Annotated in this window: 13 protein-coding genes; 4 read left to right on the top strand and 9 right to left on the bottom strand. The window is 62.3% G+C overall.

The features are described 5' to 3' along the window. From LPW11_RS07065 to LPW11_RS07040, 6 genes are all read right to left on the bottom strand, one after another. Nucleotides 1-3,084, bottom strand: a complete 3,084-nt coding sequence (locus LPW11_RS07065) for an efflux RND transporter permease subunit (protein ID WP_230997422.1) — start codon at nt 3,082-3,084, stop codon at nt 1-3. 3 nt (nt 3,085-3,087) lie between these two features. Further along, nucleotides 3,088-4,212, bottom strand: coding sequence for an efflux RND transporter periplasmic adaptor subunit (locus LPW11_RS07060; RefSeq protein WP_230997421.1), 1,125 nt, complete (start codon nt 4,210-4,212; stop codon nt 3,088-3,090). Between the two features lie 496 nt (nt 4,213-4,708). Beyond that, entirely contained in the window at nt 4,709-6,202 is a 1,494-nt protein-coding gene (locus LPW11_RS07055) for an efflux transporter outer membrane subunit (protein WP_230997420.1), read from the bottom strand. A 710-nt stretch (nt 6,203-6,912) separates the two neighbouring features. Further along, nucleotides 6,913-9,168 carry a nitric-oxide reductase large subunit gene (locus tag LPW11_RS07050; protein WP_230997419.1) on the bottom strand — a complete coding sequence of 752 codons (2,256 nt, stop codon included), beginning with the start codon at nt 9,166-9,168 and terminating at the stop codon, nt 6,913-6,915. Nucleotides 9,169-9,441: 273 nt separating this feature from the next. Then, complete coding sequence (locus LPW11_RS07045) at nt 9,442-10,662, bottom strand: NapC/NirT family cytochrome c (RefSeq protein ID WP_230997418.1); 1,221 nt, start codon at nt 10,660-10,662, stop codon at nt 9,442-9,444. Between the two features lie 140 nt (nt 10,663-10,802). Continuing rightward, nucleotides 10,803-12,701, bottom strand: a complete 1,899-nt coding sequence (locus LPW11_RS07040; RefSeq protein ID WP_230997417.1) for an APC family permease — start codon at nt 12,699-12,701, stop codon at nt 10,803-10,805. Between the two features lie 166 nt (nt 12,702-12,867). On the opposite strand from LPW11_RS07040, the gene LPW11_RS07035 reads away from it, so the two are divergent. Continuing rightward, nucleotides 12,868-13,035, top strand: a complete 168-nt coding sequence (locus tag LPW11_RS07035; protein ID WP_230997416.1) for a hypothetical protein — start codon at nt 12,868-12,870, stop codon at nt 13,033-13,035. Between the two features lie 83 nt (nt 13,036-13,118). Here LPW11_RS07035 and LPW11_RS07030 read toward each other — a convergent pair whose 3' ends face one another. Beyond that, nucleotides 13,119-13,502: a metal-dependent hydrolase gene (locus LPW11_RS07030; RefSeq protein WP_230998260.1), complete on the bottom strand. Its 384-nt coding sequence runs from the start codon at nt 13,500-13,502 to the stop codon at nt 13,119-13,121. A 338-nt stretch (nt 13,503-13,840) separates the two neighbouring features. Here LPW11_RS07030 and LPW11_RS07025 point away from each other — a divergent pair, with 338 nt between their 5' ends. Beyond that, nucleotides 13,841-14,128 (top strand): hypothetical protein, encoded by a 288-nt coding sequence (locus tag LPW11_RS07025; protein ID WP_230997415.1) that lies wholly within the window; start codon nt 13,841-13,843, stop codon nt 14,126-14,128. 559 nt (nt 14,129-14,687) lie between these two features. On the opposite strand, the gene LPW11_RS07020 is transcribed toward LPW11_RS07025, so the two are convergent. Together LPW11_RS07020 and gptM are read right to left on the bottom strand one after the other, a co-directional pair. Next, nucleotides 14,688-14,975, bottom strand: coding sequence for a hypothetical protein (locus tag LPW11_RS07020; RefSeq protein WP_230997414.1), 288 nt, complete (start codon nt 14,973-14,975; stop codon nt 14,688-14,690). Nucleotides 14,976-15,387: 412 nt separating this feature from the next. Next, nucleotides 15,388-16,683: a geopeptide radical SAM maturase gene (gptM, locus tag LPW11_RS07015; RefSeq protein ID WP_230997413.1), complete on the bottom strand. Its 1,296-nt coding sequence runs from the start codon at nt 16,681-16,683 to the stop codon at nt 15,388-15,390. A gap of 437 nt (nt 16,684-17,120) precedes the next feature. Here gptM and LPW11_RS07010 point away from each other — a divergent pair, with 437 nt between their 5' ends. Both LPW11_RS07010 and LPW11_RS07005 read left to right on the top strand, forming a co-directional pair. Continuing rightward, nucleotides 17,121-18,833 carry a TonB-dependent receptor plug domain-containing protein gene (locus tag LPW11_RS07010; protein WP_230997412.1) on the top strand — a complete coding sequence of 571 codons (1,713 nt, stop codon included), beginning with the start codon at nt 17,121-17,123 and terminating at the stop codon, nt 18,831-18,833. Further along, on the top strand, nt 18,830-19,711 hold the full coding sequence (locus LPW11_RS07005; RefSeq protein WP_230997411.1) for an ABC transporter substrate-binding protein: 882 nt from the start codon (nt 18,830-18,832) through the stop codon (nt 19,709-19,711). The genes LPW11_RS07010 and LPW11_RS07005 overlap by 4 nt, the downstream gene beginning before the upstream one ends. Nucleotides 19,712-19,716 lie beyond the last annotated feature (5 nt).

Raw genomic sequence — 19,716 nt, 5'->3', positions numbered from 1 at the left:
CTACTGCACCGCTGCCGCAGCGCGGTCCTTTGTGTGGTCGCGGGCGATAAGCATGTAGATGGAGGGGATGACGAAGAGGGTGAAGCCGGTGCCGATGAACATTCCCCCCACCAGCACGAGGCCGATGGAGTTTCGGGCGGCTGCGCCGGCGCCGGAAACCAGGGTCAGCGGGAAGTGTCCGGCGATGGTGGCGGCGGCGACCATGAGGATCGGCCTCAGTCGTGTCAGCGCCGCCTGGTGCACTGCTTCCCGTTTGCTGTGCCCCGCCAGCTGGAGCTTGTTGGCGAACTCCACGATCAGGATCCCGTTTTTGGAGACGAGCCCCACCAGGGTGACCAGGCCGACCTGCGAGTAGATGTTCATGGTCGTGGTCCAGCCCCGCGTCCAGAAGGGGACATTGGGGTCCGGCATCTTCAGGAAGGTGAAGATGAGCGCTCCGAACATGGCGAGCGGAACTGAGCCGGCGAGTATGACGAAGGGGTCGCGGAAGCTGTTGAACTGCGCAGCCAGGACGAGAAAGATCAGGATGATGGCGAGCATGAAGGCGGGGAGGAACTTGTTCCCCTCCGTGCGCAGCTGGCGCGACTCGCCGGTGTAGTCCATGACATACCCCTTCGGCAGTATCTTTGCCGCCTCCTTTTCCAGAAAGCCGAGCGCCTCGTCAAGCGGACGCACTGCGACACCGCTGATCTTCACCGAATTGAGCTGCTGGAAGCGGTTCAGCGAACGGGCCACCACCGACTGCTGGACCGTCGCCACCGTGTCCAGCTTGATGAGCCCGTTACCCGGACCGTTCACGTACACGTCCTGGATCTGCACCGGGTTCAGCCGGCCGGCCCGCTCGACCTGCGGTATCACCTTGTAGGAGCGCCCCGCGATGTCGAAGCGGTTCACGTAGTCTCCCCCCACCATGCTGCTCAAATCGCCGCCGATCTGGGCGAGGTTCAAGCCCAGCGAGGCGACCTTGTCCTTGTCGATCACAAAACGCGACTGCGGCTGGTCGATCTTCACGTCGATGACTGGGGGGAAGGCGAACATTCCGCTCTTCGTCGCCTTCGCCTGCAGGTCCTTCGCGAAGTCGAGGATGCGGGGGGTATCGTCGGTGGATGCGATGATGAATTCCACCGGGAAGTCCCCGCCTCCGGGGAGGGCCGGGGGAGTGACAGGAAAGATGCGCACGCCGGGAAGGGCCTGCAGCTTCTGCTGCACCTCCGGGAGTATCTCGAAGACCGAGCGCTGGCGCTTTTCCCACGGTTTTGTCACCATCCCGCTGAACCCTGAGTTGGGGTTCGTCACCTGGAAGGTGAAGTTGGTCTCGGGGATGCTGAAGAAGACGTCGTTGATCGCCCTGGCAAAGTGGCTGTTTTGGTCGATGGTGGAATTGGCGGCGCCATCGACGATGCCGAAGATGACCCCCTCATCCTCGGAGGGTGCCAGCTCCTTCGCGCTCATGGTGAACATGGGGAAAGCGAGGATGGTGACGATCCCCCACACGAGGTAGACCGCGGGACGGGCGTCGAGGGTGAAGTCCAAAAGCCGTCCGTAGAACCTCCTGAAGCGGGCGAAGTCCCGGGAGATCTTCCCGGCGAAGCCGTGCTCCTCCATGCCGGGCTTCAGGAGGCGCGATGACATGACGGGGGAGAGGGTGAGCGCCACGATCCCGGAGATGGTCACCGCCCCTGCGAGGGTGAAGGCGAATTCCCGGAAGAGGGATCCGGTGAGCCCCCCCTGCAACCCGATTGGGAGATAAACCGCCGCAAGGGTGACCGTCATGGCGATGATCGGTCCCACCAGCTCCCGTGCCCCGACCAGCGCCGCCTCAAGGGGGGGGAGCCCCTCGCTTATGTGGCGCTCCACGTTCTCCACGACGACGATGGCGTCGTCGACCACGAGCCCGACCGAGAGGACGATGGCGAGGAGGGTCAGGAGGTTGATGGTGAACCCGAAAGCCTGCAGGAGGAAGACGCCGCCGATGAGGGAGACCGGGATGGCGACGATCGGGATGAGGACGGAGCGGAAGGAGCCGAGGAAGAGGAATATCACCACCACCACGATGAGGAGGGTGTCCCCCAGGGTGTGCAGCACCTCGTGCACCGCATCCGAGATGTAGCTCGTGGCGTCGTAGGCGACGCGCGCCTTCAGCCCGGTAGGAAGCTGGCGCTCGATGTCCCCCATCTCGCGCCGCACGAGCTTGATGACGTCGAGCGAGTTGGCGTTGGGCAGCGGCCATATCCCCATGAAGACGGCGGTCTCGCCGGAGAAGCGCACGTCGGTGTCGTAGTTTTCCGCGCCGAGCACGATGTCCGCCACATCCCCGAGCCGCACGATGCTCCCGCCGCTCTGGCGCAGCGCGAGCTTCTTGAAGTCATCGACCGTGCTGAGGTTGGTGTCGGCGGTGAGGTTCACCTGGATGTAGCTTCCCTTGCTGCTGCCGAGCGCGGAGAGGAAGTTGTTGGCGCGCAGCGCTTCGCGGATCTGGGTAGGGGTGACGTTCAGGGCGGCAAGGCGCTCCGGCCTCAGCCAGATCCGCATGGCGAAGGTGCGGGCGCCGAGGATGTCCGCGCGCTGGACCCCCGGGACTGCGGAGAGGCGCGGCTGCACGACCCGCACGAGGTAGTCGGTGATCTCGTTCTGCTTCAGGATATCGGAACTGAAGGAGAGGTAGGCTGAGGCGAAGCGGCTGTCGGCGGATTCCACGTTGATGGTGGGGACCTCGGCCTCCAGCGGCAGGTCGCGGCGTACCTGGTCGACCTTGGAGCTGATCTCGGCAAGGGCCTTCGTGGAGTCGAAGTTGATCCTCAGGCGGATGCTGATCGTGGAGAGGCCGAGGGTGCTCTGCGACTCCATGTACTCGATCCCGTCCGCCGCGGCGATGGCGCGCTCCAGCGGGGCGGTGATGAAGCCGCGCACGAGGTCGGCGCTCGCGCCGACATAGACGGTAGTGACGGTGATGGTGGCGTTTTCGCTGTGCGGATACTGGCGCACCTTCACCGTGCGTATCGCCTGGATCCCGGCGATGACGATGATCAGGCTCACCACCACGGCAAGTACCGGTCTGTGGATGAAAAGGTCGGTGAGCTTCATCCCTTAGTTGTTCTCCGGTTTCGGCTTGGCGCTGAAGGGGGGTGCGAGCCGGTTGTCCACCAGCACCGACTGCCCGTTGTTGAGCTTGAAGACCCCTGTGGTGACGACCGTATCCCCTTCCTTCACCCCGCTGGCTACCGCCACAAAGTCCCCCCGGTGCTCCCCGAGGCGCACGAACTGCTGACGCAGCACCTTGCCTCCGCGCTTCTTCGGATCGTCGACCACGAGGAAGACGGAGTCGCCGTATGGTGCATAGAGGACCGCGGTGGCGGGGATGACGAGGACTTTCTGGCGCACCGGGAGCCCGACCGCCACATTGACGAACATGCCGGGGCGCAGCCGCTCGCCGCGGTTGGATACGGTCGCCTGCACCTTCACGTTGCGCGATTCTGCGTCGACGAGAGGGTTGATGGCGGTGATCTTCCCGGTGAGTTGCGCCCCAGGGACCGCGTCGCAGGTGACCTGCACCGTCTGCCCCGTGCGCAGCTGGGCGAGCTGTTGCTGGGGGAGGCTGAAGTCGGCAAAGATGGGGTCGAGAGACTGCAGCGTCACCACCGGGTCCCCCTCGCGCAGCATCTGCCCCAGGTTTACCTGTCGGATGCCGAGGCGGCCGCTGAAGGGAGCCTTTATGTTCTTCTTGTTGATGGTGGCCCGCACGTTGTCCGCCTGAGCGACCGCCTGTTCGTGACCCGCGACGGCGGTATCGTGATCCGCCTGGGAGATGATCTTTACCGCGAGCATCTTGTTGTCGCGCTCCAGGGTTGTGCGGGTCAGCCGCGCCTGGGCGACTGCCGCCGCGAGCTGCGCCTCCTCCGAGGAGGTGTCCTGGCTGACGAGGAGCGCGCCCCGCTCGATCGACTGCCCCGGCTGGAAGCCGATCTTCACCACCTTGCCGGCCATCTCGGCCGCGACTGTGACTCCCTGGACGGCTGTGAGGGATCCCACCGCCGTGAGCGCGCTCTCCCACTCCTCACCTTTGACGACGGCGGTAGTGACAGTCTCCGGAGGGGGTACGAATTTTTTCCCCTGATCGATCATCGTCCCGATCTGGAGCGCCTTGATCCCGGCGAGGACCGCGATCACGAGTATCAGCCCCAGGAGGGTGAAGAGGATGCGCTTTTTTTTCATGGGTGCTCCTGGATTCAAAAGTCTCCGCAGATTGGCCGGTCGTGGTGATGCCGGCAGCTGCCGGAAACGCTGCGCTTATTCCGGCCTACATCGCTGCTTCTGCTTTCCTATCTGCCGGGGCCCCTCGCGCTGGAGCGCAGGCATCTTGCGTGAGATGGCGGCTGGGCCGCCACATTGGCGACTGGCGCCTGTGTAGGCCGGGATAAGCCGCAGGCGTTCCCGGCATTCTTGCGCTGCCGGACGATGGAAATAGAGCACTCTCGGTACCACAGCGCCCCCGTGCTGGAGCGCAGCGATCTTGCCCGCGATGGCGGCTGGGGCGCCACATTACGCGGCTGGCGCCGCGGCACAGGCTGGGAAGCCTATGCTCCAGCGCTTCGATCGGCGTTCCAGATGATGGGGCGCGTCTGCTTTGTCGGTGGCCGTGGTGGTGATGCCGGCAATTGCCGGAAACGCTGCGCTTATTCCGGCCTACATTGCGACGTTCCTGCTCCTTCTACTCCGTCCTGCGTTCCCTCTCGCGGTTCCACCAGCCGCCTCCGAGCGCCTGCAGAAGGGCGGCGCTGTCGGCGAGACGGGCGGCTCTCGCTTCGATGAGGGTGAGCTCGGCGCGCTTTTGCTGCTGGATGGCGTTCAGCAGCGTGGGATAGCTCGTGGCGCCGTACCGGTACTCCTCCTGCGCCACGACAAGGGAGCCGGCGGCCGCGCCCTCCGCCTCCGCCTGCGCCTTCAGCGCCCGGGCGTCGACCTCCAGAGCCCGCAGGACATCGGCTACTTCGCGAAATGCGGAGAGTATCGTGTTCCGGTACTGCGCCTCCGCCTCGTCGTAGGCGGCACGCGCGGCCGCCTCTCTTGCCTTCAACTCCCCTCCGCGAAAGAGAGGCTGCGTGAGCCCCGCCCCCAGGTTCCACACCATCGTCCCGGACGAAAAGATACTGCCGGCGCTCGAGCTCTGCGACCCGAGGGAGCCGGTGATGGTCAGGGCGGGGAAACGGTCGGCGCGGGCGACCCCGACTTCGGCGGAGGCGGTGTGCAGCAGCGACTCCGAGGCGCGGACGTCGGGACGCTGGCGCACCACCTCGGAGGGGAGGCTGACCGGAAGCGCCTGTGGCAGGACGAAATCCTCCAGCTCGAACTCTGGAAAGGTACCGGCATCTTGCGGGAGGCGGCCGGCCAGCACGGCGAGCAGATGCCGCGTCTGCGCCAGCGCCTTCTCCAGCGGCGGGAGAGCCGCCCGCGTGTCGGCAAGGACCGCCTGCTGCGCCAAAACTTCGCTAAGGGCCGCGGCTCCAAGTTGCTGGCGCAGCTCTACCAGCTTAAGCTGTTCCTCCTGGGAGGCTATGATTGCGGAAAGCGCACGTATCCTCCCACGCAGCGACCCCTCCTGGACCGCGGTGGTGACGATGTTGCCGGCGAGTGTCAGCCGCGCACCCTCCAGCAGAAACTCCTGGTAATCGACCTGGGACTGTGCGGCTTCCAGGCGCCTGCGATTTCCGCCGAAGGGGTCGAGATTGTAGGAGAGATTGAGTGACGCGTTGTAGAGGGTGAAGAGGGAAGAGGGGGCATCGGGCTGGCCGAAGGTGGCGCCGCTGATCTTGCTCCGCTCGGCGGAGAATGTTCCGTCGAGGGCGGGAAAGAAGGCGCCGAACTGGGCGCGGCGAAGCTCGGCTGCCTGGCGAAGGGCGCCTTCGGCCGCGGCCAGCGTCGGGTTCGCCTTCAGCGCCTGTGCTACCAGTTCCTCCAGCTTTTTGCTGCGAAAGAGCGTCCACCACTGCGCCGGGATGGTGCCGCCCGCCGCAAAACGCTGCGACTCCCCATCGGCAACGGGGGCGGCGGCAGTCGCGGCAGGAAGCGGCGTCGCGGTGTACCTCTCCACTGTCGGTGCTGCGGGTCTGTGGAAATCGGGTCCTACCGCGCAGCCACAAATCGCCGCAAGGGCGAAAGCCGCAACGACCCGCGCGCCCGTGTGACGAGTCGAAGTAACAGTCATTCTCTGGTAAGGACGAAGGGAAATCACTGTCATTGCACGTCGGTTTTCTGTCACAGAGACGGTGGACTGGAAGGGAGAAGTTACAGGATGGTACGTATTTACAGGAATAGTGCCGGCTGGTGCAAGAGATTTGTTTAATTTACCTGCAACAAGTTTAGTGGTTCGGGCACGTTCTGCCGGAAACGCTCCGCTTATTCCGGCCTACAATGATTTCTTCCTGAGAAGAGTGGGGAATGTGCCGGACGGCTCCACCCGGCTTATTACGTGACACAAAAAAGGCTCCCCCGAGAATTCCGGGGAAGCAGTAGTATGTTCCAATGAAGGGCCGCATGAGGCGTCGCGTCCCCCCCTTTGCGAAGGTTCATCCGGGAATTCCGGGAATTCAGCTCGGTCACTTCCGTTGACGTGAGGGGACACTAGTGGCGCCGCGCTGGAGCACAGGCTTCCCAGCCTGTACCGCGGCGCCAGCCGCGCGGTCTGTGGCGGCTGCGCCGCCATCGCAGGCAAGATGCCTACGCTCCAGCGTGGGGGCACCCGGATCTTTGTAGCGCGTTCCCCAGAATTCCCGGAAGACCCTTCGCAAAGGGGGGAACGTTAGGCCTTGTGCAGTGCTTCGTGGCAATGTACCCACGCTCCCCCGGAATTCCCAGAAGAACACAAAAAAAAGGCCGCCACAAAAGCTGGCGGCCCTTTCGGCTTCGTTGCCGGGGTCAGACCCCTTCACGGTTTCTGTTCACAAACATCCGCACCGCCAGGTAGACGACAGGGAGGATCCCCACGATGAAGAGGGTGTCGCCCGGGAGGCGCAGCCACTCGAAGAGGCGCACCAGCGGCTGCATGAAGAACTCCGGCTCTCGCCCATGCCAGTACGAGGTGGAGAGTATCTGGTTCAGCTGGAGAAGGCCGACCGGAAAGAGGTTCACAAAGAGCATACAGGCAAGCCCGATGTTGGTGCACCAGAAGGCGATCCCCATCGCCCTGTTGCTGGCGCGATCGAGCGGGAGGAAGTAGCGCGCGACGAACATGAAAAAGCCGAGGGAGAGCATGCCGTACACCCCCATCATGGCGCCGTGCCCGTGGTTCGCGGTCCATTGGGTGCCAATTTCGTAGTAGCTCACGATCGGCAGGTTGATGAGGAAGCCGAAGACCCCCGCGCCAAGAAAGTTCCAGAAGCCGACCGCGATCAGGAACATCACCGCCCATTTGTGCGGGAACATCTCGCCGGCTGTACTCAGCATCGTGCTCCCTGCCGGGGCGCCCAGCCGCATGAACTTCCACGCCTCGTAGGTGAGAAGCAGGAGCGGGATGACTTCCATCGCGGAGAAAAAGGCTCCGAGCGCCATGTGCACTTCAGGTGTGCCGTTGAAGTACATGTGGTGCATGGTGCCGATGACCCCTCCGATGGAGTAGAGGATGATGTCGAGGTAGATGATGGTCGTGGCCACCCGCGCCCGTACCACGCCGAGGAGCATGAAGACGTAGGCGACCATGATGGTGGTGAAGAGCTCAAGGAAATCCTCCACCCAGAGATGCACGACCCAGAATCTCCAGAACTCTATCTGCGTCACGTTGGTGTTCTTGCCGTACAGCATCCCGGCGGCGTAGAAGAGGGGGATGGAGACGGCGCTGTACACGAAGAGCCACGGCATGTTCCCCGGGTGCTCCCCTTTGAGCCTCTCCGCCATGCCGCGGATGAGTATGACGAGCCACAGTATCATCCCCACCGTCAGAAGGATCTGCCAGAGTCGCCCGAGGTCGAGGTATTCCCACCCCTGCGACCCGACCCAGAACCACGGCCCGCTGGTCGGCAGAAGCCCTTTCAGGCTCGCCGCCTCGCCTCCCAGGCTTCCCAGCACCACGACGACCAGCGCTCCGAGGAGCAGGAGTGCAAGCTTCTCCTGGTGCGGCGGCTCTTTCCCCGCGATCATGGGGGTGAGGAAGATCCCCATGGCGAGAAAGCTCGATGCCACGAAAAAGAGTGCGAGCTGCACGTGCCACATCCTGGAGAGGTTGTACGGCAGGATGTCGCCGAGGGAGAAGCCGTAGAACCCTGCCGGTTCGACGTGGTAGTGCGCGTTGACCCCCCCCAGAAGCCCCTGGAGGAGGAAGAGACCAGCGACGACGAGGAAGTACCATGCCACTGTGCGCTGCGAGGGGGTGAGGCGAACCTTCTCCGGCGCCTCCATCTTTTGCGACGGGTAGTCGTCCGCTGCGTGCCACCCCAGAGTTTCGTAGCGGCCGAAGATGAAGAGGATGAGGCCGGTGCCGACGAGGAGCGCCACGAGGCTCAGGACGCTCCACAGGAGCACGCCGGCGGTCGGCTTGTTGCCGGCCAATTCGTCAGGAGGCCAGTTGTTGGTATAGGAGTGGCTCGTTCCGGGACGCTGGGCGGCACTGACCCAGGCAGACCAGGAAAAGTAGGCGGTAAGCCTGCGGATCTCCTCCGGGTCGCTGAGGAAGGGGCGGCGCAGCCCCTGCTGCGTCTCTGCCGGCCCGAACCACTTCCGGTAGTAGTCGATCATTTCCGCGTGGGCGCGTGCCTGGGCAGCGGAGAAGGTGACTGTCCCGGTGGCGGAGTCGTAGGTGTTGGTCTTCAGCTCGGAGCGCACCTTTTCCGCCGCTCCTGCGGCAGGGATCCCCTGCCCCGTGTAGAATCCCAGCGCCTTCTCTCCGCTGATGTGCAGGTATTGCGCGGTGAAATCCGGCCCGAGATAGGCGCCGTGGCCGAAAAGGGTGCCGTACTGCATCAGCCCGTATTTCTGGAACAGGTGCTGCCCCCCGAGGATGTCGGCCTTGGAGTAGAGGAGAGTGCCATCGGTGGAACGGACCTCCTGGGGGATGGGAGGCTGGTCGGTGCCGCTCCGGTAGGCCAGGTAGCCCAGCACGGAGAAGCCGAAAATAAAGGTGATGATGGCGGTCATCAGCCATCGGGGGGAGAGGAGCATGTTCTTTTCCGGTGTGTTCATGGGATCCTCCGGCTCGTTTAGGTGATGCTATCGTTCCGTGGACAGTCGCGGCAAAATATTAATTATGTTTAATTTTATCACTTGGCGAGTGCACCGTTTCCTGAGCACGAAAAAAGGGGCCTGGCAGCGCAGGCCCCTTTCGGCACGTTCAGAGATGTCCCTCTCCTTGCGGGGGAGGGCTAGGGCGGGGGAGGTGCCACCGTTTCGCAGACAGCAGCTTCACCCACCCCCTGACCCCCTCCCGTCAGGGGCGGGGGGCCGCCGGGTCGTAAGTCATCTTCTGACTCTCACGGTGAGGGTCGTACTGTTCATCTCCGTCTGGTCGTCGGTAAAGGTGCGGGCATTGTACCGGTTCAGGTCGTAGATGAGGCACGCCTTCACCGTGTACTCTCCCGGCTTCAGTTTCGGCGTCCAGGGAAGTGTCCGCTCCTCGCCGGCACGGATGGTGCTCTCGTGAGGCCCCTGCGCATCCGCCTGCATGGCGGCGACCGCGTCAGGACGCTTCTTGTCTTCCTCCAGGAACTTCTTGTCGTCCGGACGCGCGCCGTACCACGGCGCGAACATCCAGTCGTTCCCTGCGACGAGCTTCCCTTTCCTGTCCGTCACTTCGACCTTCAGGTATACCGCCCGCCTGTTGGAGCCGGTGGGAACGGAGTGTCCCGCCCCGATGTTGATGACGTGGAATGCGAGGTTCGGCTTCCCCTCCAGGGGCTGCGTCACCACGAGGCCGAGCGCACTCGCCAGCCGCTGCTGCGACCGCCCTCCGGTCCAGAGATGGCGCGCCACTGCGCGCTCCGGATTGTCGTACTCCTCCGCGATCTTCCGCATGGTGCGCGGCATGTGGCAGTCCTGGCACTGCTGCAGGCCGAGGGTCGGCTTGTAGAAGTCCTCGCGCCACTCCAGAAAGGTCTGCGTCTGCTTCCCCACCACTCTCTTCCCCATGGCGTGGCAGTAGGCGCACATGGCGGAGGTATGGATTGCGGGATCGGCGACGGTATCGTGCGGTGCCTTCACCACATGCGCCCCCCGGATCTTTCCTTCGGGCGTCAGGTGGCAGCTCGCGCAGGTGAGCCCCCCCGCCTCTTTATCCTTCGGGCGCGCCTTCGGCTTGGAGAGTTCCGGGGCTTCCATGTCGGGAATGGCAAAGGACTCGGGATAGTGGCAGACGTTGCACGATTTCCCCCCCTCCTCAGCCTCGCGCGAATGTACCGGGTACGGGTCGACCCCGGCAATCGCGTGGGCCGTCGCCGTGCCGGAGACGTTGGCGGGGAGTGAGAGTTTATCCCCCTCCTTTCCCGGCATGGTGGTCGGCTTGAAGAGGATGTCGCTACCGAAACCGAAGGCAAACTCGCGGTAGATCGCCCTGTGGCACTTTCCGCAACTTTCGGAAGGAGTCGCACTTCCCTGGGGGAACGTCTGTGACTGGCCCATGGCAAGGGATGCACAAAGTATCGCTGCAACTGTGACTGCAAAGCATGCTCTCTTTCCCTTCATTTTTCCCTCCTTCGCTCCGTCTGTCTTCATTCTGCTACGCGACGGCGTAACTTCACAAATATCTCATAAAAAAGCGACAATGCACGACTTCCATGCAATCGCACCTCCTGCGATGCCACCTCCAGGGGCACGCGCTGCCGCTACCCCTCGAACTTGTCCTTCTTCCCGACGTACCACGGCACCGTGATGATCAGAATCTGCGGCCCTCCGCGCAGGAGGATGAGTTCCCTCAGGAGGGTCGCACGGTGCCGGAAGAGGAAGTTGTACCACCGCTTCTCCACCAGCTCCGGAATGATCACCGCCACCTGCCGGTCGGGGTAGTGCTCGGACAGCACCTTCACCTGGTGGGAAAGGGGGCCGAAGAACTCCCGGTAGGGGGAACTCACCACGACGAGCTTCGGGACCGGCTGTCCTGCCTGGCGCGCCGGCTCCTCCACGAGGGCTCGCCACCGCTCTGTCAGGTCCTCCATGTTTGCTTCCTCGGCCACAACCTGGACGGCGAAGACATTGAGGCCGAAGGAGAGCCCCACCCGGATCGCCTTTCTCGTTACCCTGTTCAGCCTTTTCAGCGGCACGACCATGATCGGCGCGGGGATGTCTTCGAGCTCCAGCGGCCCGTCGACCTCTTCCAGCTTCTGCTCGATCGATTCGTGGTATCGCCGTATGCGCAGAAAGACGACGAGCAGGAGGGGCATGACGATGATGGTGAGCCAGGCTCCTTCTGCGAATTTCGCGACCGCTATGACGATGAGAGTCACTCCCGTGGTCACGGCGCCTATGCCATTCAGAATCATCCGGTGCCTGGCGTTTTTCTCCTCGGAGCGCTTCCAGTGGAAGACCATACCGAGTTGCGACAGGGTGAATGCGGTGAAAGCCCCCACGGCAAAGAGGGGGATCAACCTGTCGGTGACCCCGCCGAAGGCGACCAGAAGAAGTGCGGAAAAAATGCCGAGGACGATTATGCCGGCGGAGAAGACGAGGCGCCGCCCCCGGTGCGCGAACTCGGCGGGGAGAAAAGTGTCGAGGGCGAGGAGGCGGCAGACGCGGGGAAAGTCGGCGAAACTCGTATTGGCGGAAAGAAGGAGGACGGCGAGGATGGAGGAGATCGCCAGGTAGTAGAAGGCGCCGCGCCCGGCAACGGCTCCAATGATCTGGGAAAGGACGCTCTGGTACCCCGACTGCCCCGGAGAGGTCGCGGTTATGCCGTAGTAGTGCGCAAGAATGGCAATCCCCGCCAGGAGAAAGGCGAGTACCGCCATGATGACGGTGAGGGTCCGCTTCGCCCGCACGGTGCGCGGCTCCCGGAAAATGGGGACCGCGTCGCTGACGGCTTCCACCCCGGTCAATGCTGTGCACCCGCTGGCGAAGGCGCGCAGCAAAAGCCAGGCACCTGCGCTGTGCACCGAGACCGGCACGACAGGGGGAGGGCGCACCGGGACGGGGTGCCCATGCGTCGCCACGACGTTGTACAGGCCGATGGCGACCGTGACGGCGAGGCAGCCGATAAAGAGGTAGGTAGGGACGAGGAAGAGAATGCCGGCGGAGCGGACCCCGCGCAGGTTCACCACGATGAGGAAAAGGAGCAGCCCGAGGCACAGTGGCAGCGTGTACGGCAGAAGACGCGGGACGGCGGAAACAAGGGCCGCGACACCTGCCGAGGTCGCGACGGCAACATTGAGAATGTAGTCGATGCAGAGGGCGGTCCCGGCGAGAAGACCGGGGAGGGTGCCGAGGTTCTGGGAAGCTACCGTGTACGACCCGCCCCCCTGCGGGTAGGCCGGGATGGTCTGCCGGTAGGAGAGGGCCACAAGGGTGAGGAGAACGATTATGCACCCTACGATGGGGGTGATGTATCTTGATCCGACGTTGCCCAGCACAATGAGGACCGTCAGTGCCGCTTCCGGACCGTAAGCCGCCGAGGCGAGGGCGTCGAGCCCCACCACCGGGATCGCCGGCATCGTTGAAAGCTGCTCGGTCTCCTCCTCCTCGGTTCTCAGGCGTTTGCCAAAGATAGCTTCCTTCAGCAGCTTGCTATTCATCGCACCTCCTCGTTTAAATGGTAAATAACTTTATGAGGAAGAGAAGGGGGGCCTTTCGGATGTGACGCGACCGAAAGGGAGGGTGAAGCCGGACCAGTCGCGCCCGGCCGCCTTTCTTCGGTAGCAGTGCTGCTATAATGGTGGTGAGCCTGCCTCGGGAGGATCTATGAAAAGAGTGGGTGAACCTACGGGGAAATTTTCCGGGTGTGAAGACTCGTCGACCAGCAGTGAAAATGAAACAAGTCAGAAGGAAAAGGTTAGCATCGGGAACCCCTTCATGGCGATGTTCCAGGCCCGCGAGCTCCTCTCCAGGATCACAAAAAAGGAGCGGTGAGGTAACCAAAGCACCGCTCCCCCAACCATCAAGACGTAACTCCCTTCCCGACCTGCCCCTTCAACTGAATTTCGCAACAGAGGCTACCTGCCGAGCACCTCACGCAGCGTTCGAACCGCCACGATCCCCACTGCCAGCGGCAGCCAGACCCAGCGCACCTCGCTCATGAGGACGGTAAAGCCGTACCTGGTGAAGAAAGGGCCGATCCCGATAGGCGGAACAAGAATCGGGCGGAAGCGGAAGAAGTATCGCTTCGTGTCGAAAGGGGAGAAGAAGGCGACACCGAGGCCGCCGTCCGTCATGGCGTCGGTGACACCGTGGCTTGCCACCGCTGCGAAAAAGAGGAGGAAGTGATAGAGCGGTCGGTCCTGGCGGAAGAGAAGGAGGGCGGAGGCGCCGGCAACCAGTGCTCCAAAGGTGAGGGAATGGAGGAAGCCTCGATGACCGAAGAGTGAGCCGTAAGGGATGCCGAGAAGGTAGCCGATGCCGTCGCCGTCCGGCAGAAAGGCTCACAGCGCGGCGACGGAGATGGTGGCGGCGGAGGGCTCCTTTTCCGCCAGGACGGCGAGAGCCGCCCCGGTGATGGCGTGGGTGAAGATGCTGGACATATCGTAACTATAGCACCGCGCCTTCTTGCCTCGGCGGGGTACCTCGTGCCGAATATTCTTCGTAGCGGAGGAATATTCTGCAGCCGGTGGAATGCCTTGTGGTGGTAAAGCTGAGTTATTTAGACGTCTTACAAGTTGGCACGCCTGCTGCTCTAAGGAGACAAAGACTCATAGCACTTTACCTCCAGGAGGAAGCAATGAAGAAACTTATGGTGATATTGGCAGCAACGATTCTGATGGCGAGTGGAACTGCTATGGCGGCCAATGATGCAAAGCCCGGGCACGACCCGAAGTGCCTCAAGGAATGCCAGATGCTGGTGAAGAACTGCGACCGGGAGGTCGACAGCCTGCCGCAGAAAATCTCCAAGCTGAAGACGGAGATCCAGAAAGGAGCTTCGCTCTATACACCTGACGAGTTGAGAACGTTGGAGCGGAACCTGAAGGAATCGGAGGATCTCCTGAACAACCTCACCTATGGCGGGTAATCAACGCCATCCGCTGCAGTCGCAAGAAGAAAAAGGGCCGTTCCCACCGTGGGCGGCCCTTTTTTGGGCTCATCGGAGAATTCCAGGGAAGCCGTAGTATGTTCCAATGAAGGGCCGCACGAGGTCCCCACCTTTGCGAAGGGGGGACAGGGGAGATTTGACTTGGCCAGGACGGCCCTGCAAAGTCGCAACTGCTGTGGTCTCAAGCAAAAACTGGTGGTGCCCATGTCGTGATCTTTAGAGTGCAGCACTGCGGTTCGACGACCGAGATGTACTGTTAAACGGGCTGCGGTTCAGAGGTGACTCGAAGATCAAATCCCCCCTGCCCCCCCTTCGCAAAGGGGGGAACGTTGGGCCTTCTGCAGTGCTTCGTGGCGATGTACGCACGCTCCCCCGGAATTCCCGGATGGACCCTTTTTTTTCGCGTACCGACTTCGAGATGTAGGACGGAATAAGCGCAGCGTTCCGGCACTCCGTTGCACCTGCGTATCGGCTGCGCCGATGCCGGGAACGCCTGCGGCTTATCACGGCCTACAGTGCTCAGGCATGAAGAGACTGGTTACCTTTCCAGGTACCCGCGGTTTCGCGACTCCCTATCTCTTGCCACGTCCGGGTTTTTCTGGATGGTGCGCACGATGAGGCGCCAGCTGATCGGCCCCTGCGCCAGGGTGTGCTTATGATGGTGTTCCGGCGGCATCGAATCACCTTTTGTGGAGACGATCTCGTAGCCGCATACCTCGCAGCGATAGATCCCGGAATAGAGTGTTGTATCCCCCGGCTGAAGAAGCCGGTCGAAAGCCTGGTGATCCAGCTGGTGAATCAGGTTCCTGTACTTGAAAAAGACCATTCTTCTTCTCCTGGGCAGCGGGACGTCTTCGCGATGAGCCAGGGTCGGAGATAACAAGAATGATGCCAGAACGGGGGAGGCAGAGCCGGGCTCAGCGTCGCCTGAGACTTAACCCCGGTGACCTGGTCGGCGATTGCTCTGTGCTGACGGTGGTATACAGCCGCTCACGATTTGTGGCTGGATTGATCAGAAAAGGAAAGAGGACTCTTCGGGCAGGGGCGGGGCGCCTGCTGCCGACGCCCGTATGGTGCCAAATGCGGGGACGGAGGGTTAAGAAAAGCAACACGTGGTGCCAGGTGGCGGATTCCACTGCGGAATTGCTGCCGGTTGGCCGGTAAAAATATTAACAGGAGCCGCGGAAAAGCCAGCCCCGGCGAAGGCCGCTGTTAAAAAAGGTGACAAACTGACCTGTCTACCGCCCTGCAGCCAGGTCCTGCCGCAACGTCTTCTCCAAGGTGGCGTCGAGGAGCTCCTTGCGGCAATCGACCCCCGCTACCGAGCCGGTATTGAGCCGTTGCAGGTACTTGCAGCCGCCGAAGCAGATAGGGAGGTACGCGCAGTCGAGACATTCCTCCTGCTTCCAGGCTCCCACACCGTGAGACTCCGCATACTCCTGTACCCCTTCCGTCAACGTCCCGATGCGCAGGTCCTGCCATCCCATGAATGCCGGGCATTTGTAGATCCCGCCGTCATACCCTATCACCATGTTGTTTTCCGATTCCACCATGCATGCCGAGAGCTTCGGTTTCTGCACCCTGAAACCGCGCTTCAGCGTCTCTTCCCGCAGATAGAGGGATGCCTCCATTAGCCACGGCTCGCTTGAACAGGCGCAACCGGCGGTGAACTCGGGCAGTCCCGCCTCGTCTGCTTTGGGGGCGATGGCTGTGAACTGTACAGCTGCGATGGACTCGGGGGAAATCCCCTCTTGGACGAGGATGTCAAGGAGCTCCGGAAACTCGCGGTACTTTTCCTGGCTGAAGTTCCCCCCGAGCTGAATGGGAAGGAGGGCGCAGATCTCCTTCAGGTTCGCCAGGATGGCCGCGAAGCTCCCCCTTCCGGAGGTGAAGGGACGCTGCTGGTCGTGAATCCGGGGGGGACCGTCCAGGGTGACTTTGGCACTGCTCAGGCCGAGGGGGAGGAGTTCCTCCACCGTGCGCCGGTTGAGGAGTGTGCCGTTGGTGACGATGCTGAAGGAGTAGGCCTTTCCCCGTGCCTCGACCGCTGATTTGAGCTGCGTCGAGATCCTGCGCATCAGGGGCACCGATAGGAGCGCCTCACCGCCATAGAACTCGACCCTCAGATCCCGTGAAGCGGCAAGGGGATGATTCAGAAGGGCCTGCACCACAAGGTCTGCAGTCTCCTCCGTCATGTAGCTGCTGCAACGGAAGGGGGACTCGTAGCAATAGCTGCAGGCGAGGTTGCAGTCGAGGTTCAGGGTGACAACCGCGCAGAAGAGGGTGTTGCGCCGGTCAAGCTCCTGCAAAAGCTCCATCATCTGCTGGCGCTCGCGCTCCCGGTCCGGCACCAGGATCCCCAGGCGCTGGAGCGTCTCGACATGGGCCTCAGGCACAGTGCCGCTCGTGATGGCTTCGGCGAGGCTTTTGGAAACGGTAAGCTTTGAGCCGTGCAGCGTGGAGTAGAGAAGGACTTTGTCCCCCTGCGCGGAGGGGTAGGACTTCAGGTAGCACGAGGGTGCCAATGCTTTCATTGTAGATACCCCTTGGGGTGGGAAGTAAGGCGGGTGGGCAGGCAAGCGGGGGGGCAGATGTGGCCCCCCGCCCGAAGTTCTCAGCGCTGTACGACGCCCATGTACGCAAGGTAGCAGCAGGTAAATTGCGGGGATACCGCCGCCGGGCAGGTTCCTTCATCATGAATTTCCAAGATTTCTGTCAACATGCGTCTCACCTCCTTCTGAGTGTGAAAGTGCTGGACTCTAAATCTGCTTTAGGTTATAGAGTAAGTTCAAATGAAATACAACTAAAAATTAAAAAAAATATATCCGTGAGGTTTACCCTGAGACATATCGAAAGACATAGGCCACGACTCCACACTCTCAGCGTCCTGCTGGTGACTTGCCTCCTCTTTTTCTGTCTCTCCCCTCCCGGCCTGAGAGGTGAAGAACTGGAAGAGGAGACGCTCTCTGTCTTGGGCAGCTCAGATGCTGACACGATCGCCACCGGGAGATTCAGCAGGCCCGTCTCGAGGACTGCCGAGAACGTATCCGTCATAAGCGCAGAGGAGATAGAGGCTCATAACGCCCATACCGTAAGTGACATTCTCAAGCTGATTCCCGGGATCCAGGTCGATCTCCAGACCGGACCGGCGAGCGTCGTGAGCATCACCGTCCAAGGGGCCGACTACAACCACGTCCTCGTGCTTTTCGACGGCATACCGTGGAACAACCTGATGTCGAACTTCCCCGATCTCGGCCTCATTCCTGCGCGCATCGTCGAAAGGATCGAGGTCTCCAAAGGTGCTGCCTCCTCCAGCTGGGGGCCTGCCCTGGGAGGCATCATCAACATAGTCACCAAGTCACCGGAGCCGGATCGGAAGCTCTCGGGGACGATCTCTGCCTCCCACGGTGAGCACAATACCAATGACGACAGCGGAGAGATCTCCGGCACTGCAGGAAACTTCGGCTATTACCTCTCCGGCGGCTATTTCGGCACCGGCGGCTTCCAGCCCAATACCAACGAGAGGCTCAGGAATGCCTACCAAAAGCTCAGCTACGAATTTCCCGGCGGTGGAAGGGCCCTCTTCTCTTTCGGCTACACGGAGGTAAACCGCGGGAATTTCGCCATAGATCAACCTGACATCACTGCGAAGGAGGACAGCTGGGGGCGCCGCCTGACCTTTGTTCTCTCCGCCACCAAGCCCCTGACCGAATACCTCGATCTCCAGCTGACAGCCAGGCACTCGAGCAACGACAACCGGATCTCCAGCGAGGCAACCCTTCCTGTTCTTTACCCCGACACCGTATTTCGCAGCACCCTGGACTGGGACGAGAAGATCAGCGGCGGCAGCGTCCAGCTTCTGCTGCATACCAGCAACAACACCCTTGTTGCCGGCGTCGATCTGGACAAGGACTCGGTGAGCTTTCTGCGTGACGGGGAACGCGTGGACAAGGGGGAAAACCGCTGGGGCTTCTACCTCAACGACAGCTTCGCCTTCGGTCCTTTCTCCATCTCACCCGGCATCCGCTACGACATAACGGGGAATGCCGGGAACCAGTGGAGCCCGTCTTTCGGCGCGACGTGGCAGGTAAACGAGCAGACCACGGTCCGGAGCTACGTCGCCAAAGGGTACAGCCTTCCCTCTCTTGCCCTCGACTCTGTAGAAAAGGTATGGACGGCCCAGGTGGGGGTGGAGACGAGCGCCATTCCCCACCTGTGGCTCAAGGCAACTCTCTTCCACAACGAGCTCGACGCGCTGCTTGATGATCTCTCCACGCAGCACCAGGTAAAGGAGGGGGTAGAGACCGAGGTGCGTACCGCTCCCTTCTTCCATACCTCCTTTTTCCTCGGCTACACCTTCATCGACGCCCGTCGCACCTCGGATGACAGCGTCATCCCGAACCGCCCCCGGCACCTCCTCCTTCTCGGAGCGCGCTACGATGACGGTCGCATCCTCGACGTGGCCGTTACCGGGCGTATGGCCGACCTCCAGTCGGACCTGAACGGCAGGTACGGCGCGATGGTATGGGACGGGACGCTGACGGCAACGCCTTGGGGGCGCGGGGACTTGATGCCCCACTTTTTCGTCACCCTGCACAACGTCTTCGATGGAGACCAATACCTGACGGACCAGTTCAAGAACCCCCGGAGGTGGCTCGAGGGGGGCGTGAGGTGGCGGTTTTGAGAAGACTCCTTCTCCTCTGCATAGCTGTCCTTTTCCTCATCCTGCCGTGCGTCGCCGAGGCGTACCAGGTCCTTTTGCTCCTGAGCACGAGGGACCCGGTCTATACGGAGGCGGCGAGCGCCTTCCGGCGCGGCAGGGATTTCTCCCACCGCACCATCGTCCTTTCCGATTACCAGGAGGCGGACCTGGCACGGGTGATCAGGGAGGATAAGCCTTCAGTCATCGTCGCTGTCGGGGACCGCGCTCTCGCGGCCGCCAAACGTGCGCGCCATTTGCCGGTCATTTCTCTCATGTCGCTGAGCTTCTCAAGACTCTACGGCTCATCCTCGAACGTCACGGGGGTGGAGCTGTTCGTAAGGCCTGAGCGCCACTTCCCCCTTTTCGAGGGAATGAACGTCCGACGGGTGGGGGTGCTGTACAACCCCGCCCGCAGCGGGATCTACATGAGGAAGGTGCAGCAGTCCGCCGCTCGTTCGGGGATCGAGATCGTGACGAGGGTGGTGAACTCGCCGAAGGACGCCCTCGGGGCGCTCGCCAGCCTGAAGGGGAGCGTCGATGCGATCTGGATGATTCCGGATGCCTCGGCGGTGGACCACAAATCTGCGGAAGCCTACTTCCTCTTCTCCCTGGCTGAGAAGATCCCGGTGATCTCCTTTGACCGCTCGCACCTGCAGCTCGGCGCGGCGGCGGTCATCGAGGCGGACCGGGAGGAGATGGGGCGCCAGGCTGCGGAGATGGCTGCGGACCTCCTCGCCGGGAGGCCGGTACACGAATACCCGCTGCTGTCGCCGGCAAAGAGCATCCTGAAGGTAAACCAGGGGGTGCTGAAGCACCTTGGCATCTTCTACGAGGCGCCTTCGCGCCAGGCCAACTTCTGATGGGG

It is taken from the genome of Geomonas sp. RF6, assembly GCF_021044625.1.
In the GTDB taxonomy this organism is placed as follows: Bacteria; Desulfobacterota; Desulfuromonadia; order Geobacterales; family Geobacteraceae; genus RF6.
Note: the sequence above shows the minus strand (reverse complement) of the source record. Positions and strands in the feature narration are given on the sequence as shown.